Genomic DNA, 2,973 nt, shown 5'->3' on the forward strand with positions numbered 1-2,973 from the left:
GAGCGGTCCGGGGAGTTCTTGGGGGCCACCGGCCCCTCCCGGGTTGACCGCGTTCTGGGGCGGGCGGGAGTAACCGCCGAGACACAGCTGTTGCGCCTGGCCGTGCGCGGTTGGCTGGCCATGGCCGAAGAAGTGGCCCTCGAGGCCACCGAGGAGGCGGTGGCCGCTGAGCCTCCCCCTGTGGCGGGCGGGGTCATCGGCGCCGCGAGCATCTATCGCGCACTGCTTGATAGTGGCCTGGCTTCAATGCGAGGCATCGCTTGACGCGTCGATACGTCATTGCGGCACGTCCGCGAGCCCCCCAGCCTTCAGCCCGGCCGCTGGTGGCAGGGATTGTTCTGCCCAGATGACCTTTCCCTCGCGGCTGTGGCGGGTACCCCAGTGTTCCGCCATCTGGGCGACAAGAAGTAGGCCGCGGCCCCCTTCGTCGAAGGTTCGTGCCCGACGCAGGTGTGGGGCGGTGCTGCTGCTGTCGGAAACCTCGCAGACCAGGGTGGACTGGAAGATCAGCCTCAGTCGGATGGGATCCTTGCCATAGCGGATCGCGTTCGTCACCAGTTCGCTGACCATGAGCTCCGTGGTGAACGCCAACTCTTCCAGGCCCCAGGCCGCCAGCTTTTCGGATGTGTAGGCACGGGCCTTCGAGACGACCGCCGGGTCGGAAGGCAGGTTCAGCGTGGCGACCCGTTCGGCGTCGAGAGCGCGCGTCCGTGCCACCAGAAGAGCGATGTCGTCGAGGGGGTGGGAGGGCAGCAGGGTCGAGAGCAGCCTGTCGCAGGTGTCTTCGAGCGACGCCGGTGCATGCGAGAGGACGTCGCGTAGCAGGGCGAGTGCGCTGTCCACATCGCGATCGCGGTCTTCGATGAGGCCGTCGGTGTACAGGGCAAGGAGGCTGCCCGGTGGCAGTTCGAATTGGGCTGTTTCGAATGGGAACCCGCCCAGGCCCAGGGGTGGGCCGATCGGCACGGCTGGGAAGTCGACCGAGCGGGAGGCTGGACCTTCACTGCCGAGAGCCGGGGACATGGCGACGGCAGGCGGTACGTGCCCGGCACTGGCCAGGGAGCAAAGGGAGGAGACTGGGTCGTAGACGGCGTACAGGCATGTCGCGCTGATCTCGTCCGCGTCGCGTGCCCCCTCGCGCTGGAGGCGGATCACCACGTCGTCCAAGTGGGTGAGCAGTTCGTCGGGCATCAGGTCGATGTCCGCGAGAGTGCGGACAGCGGTGCGGAGTCGGCCCATGGTTGCGGCGGCGGCGAGACCACGGCCCACCACGTCGCCCACGACGAGGGCGACGCGGGACCCGGAAAGTGGTATCACGTCGTACCAGTCGCCACCTGCGCCGGCTCGGGATCCGCTGGGCAGGTAGCGGTAGGCCGTCTCAACGGCAGGTTGTTCCGGCAGACGCTGTGGTAGCAGGCTGCGTTGGAGTGTCAATGCCGTGGAACGTTCGTGGGTGTAGCGGCGGGCGTTGTCGATGGCGACGGCGGCTCGGGACGCGATCTCGCTGGCCAGGAGCAGATCGTTGTTGTCGAACGACTCTGAATCTCGGTAACGAAGGAACTGTGCGAGACCCAGGGTGCTTCCACGAGCACACAACGGCACCAGCAACACCGAGTGGGCGCCGACGGACCGGGGGGTACGTCCTTGGCCGGGAGACCGAGCAAGCCAAGACGGAGTTTCGGAGGTCGTGAAGTCGTGCCGCGAGGGCTGTCCGGTGGCGAGCGCACGAGAAGGATCCGACCCCTCTGGGTAGGTGTGTGCCTGCCCCATTTCTACTGGGAAGTCGTCTGCTTCTACTGAAAAGCCCTCGCCTGCCGAGCTCCGGGCGATTCTGCGGAGTGCCGATGAACCCGGAGCGGGGAGGGCGTCCTCTTCGAGCAGTACGGCTTCGAGCAGGTCGACGTTGACGAGGTCGGCGAAGCGGCTCGTGGCAAGGTCTGCCAGTTCTCGGGCGGTGCGGGCGGTGTCGAGTGTGGTCCCGATGCGCGCGCCGGCCTCATTGACCATGATCAGCCGCCGTTGAAGCTGACGGTCCCGTTCCTCCTGGTAGGCCACGACGACTTGCTCCGAGATACGGTCGACGTACTGGAAGCTCATCTCGGTCAACGCAAGGAAGGTCGCGGCGGTCAGATCCGAGTCCCCGCTGAGACTGGCCGCCTCCTCGTGGAGCAGGCGGAGCGCACCCGCGTGGCTGAGTCGGTAGAGGCGTAGGAGTTCGCTCAGGGGCACGCCGTGCTCGGCCACCAAGCGAGCAAACTCGATGGAGGCGGGTGGCGTCTCAACCGCGGTTACGTCAACCCTGTGTTCCAAAACAGCCAGAATGCAGGTGACATCGTCGTACGCGGCTGGCTGTACCAGAGCGGCGACGTCTTCGTACTGCCACATGTCGGGAAATTCGTTGCGCACAACGTCTGTCAACACGTCGGCCAGCTGATCCACCCGGGATCTGAGCCCGCGGGCGAGATCGCAGAGGAAGGCATCGGCCTCGGGTCCCACGTGTCAAATTGTACGAGTGAACGGGCGGGCGAGCACCTGCTTCGCCCTTCGAGAGGTCAAGGAGTGCACCTCGGTGCCGCGGCGAAGGTGGGCAAGTGTGCGCGCCGGACGGGCTCGCGGGATGCGGTATGTGAGCGACCAGTGCGTGGTGTCAGACCTGAGTCTCGGAGAGCTCCCCCGGCCGGACCGGGACAATCCGCACGTCGGTGCTGGGCACCTTCAAGTTTCCTCCTACGCCGCCCGGCACTGATCTCGTCGTAGGTGACCGCTTCCCTGTAGAACTCGCGTGTTCAAGACCTTCTGAGGGGGTACGCGTTGTTCCCGCGGGAATGGCCTCCGTCGAGGGTGTGGTGGGTGAAGCGGTGGTGGACTGCGGCGGCGGGCAGCACACGCGGCACCACGGGGCGGGCTTCGATGCCGTGGGCTCGGTCGGCGGCGGGTGAGACGGCGGTGAGCAGGTGGACGTGGTGGATGCCG

General features: G+C 66.6%; 2 protein-coding genes and 1 pseudogene. 1 reads left to right on the top strand and 2 read right to left on the bottom strand.

The window, feature by feature from the left end; all coding sequences use genetic code 11:
• Positions 1–264: hypothetical protein (locus ADK55_RS39755; RefSeq protein ID WP_234350022.1), on the top strand; the 264-nt coding region annotated here is incomplete at its 5' end.
• Positions 265–276: 12 nt separating this feature from the next.
• Here ADK55_RS39755 and ADK55_RS12835 read toward each other — a convergent pair.
• Both ADK55_RS12835 and ADK55_RS36345 read right to left on the bottom strand, forming a co-directional pair.
• Entirely contained in the window at positions 277–2,496 is a 2,220-nt protein-coding gene (locus ADK55_RS12835) for an ATP-binding SpoIIE family protein phosphatase (RefSeq protein ID WP_053678171.1), read from the bottom strand.
• A gap of 290 nt (positions 2,497–2,786) precedes the next feature.
• A pseudogene (locus tag ADK55_RS36345) lies at positions 2,787–2,973 on the bottom strand (hypothetical protein); the annotation flags it as partial.

The organism is Streptomyces sp. WM4235, assembly GCF_001279725.1.
Taxonomy (GTDB): Bacteria; Actinomycetota; Actinomycetes; order Streptomycetales; family Streptomycetaceae; genus Streptomyces.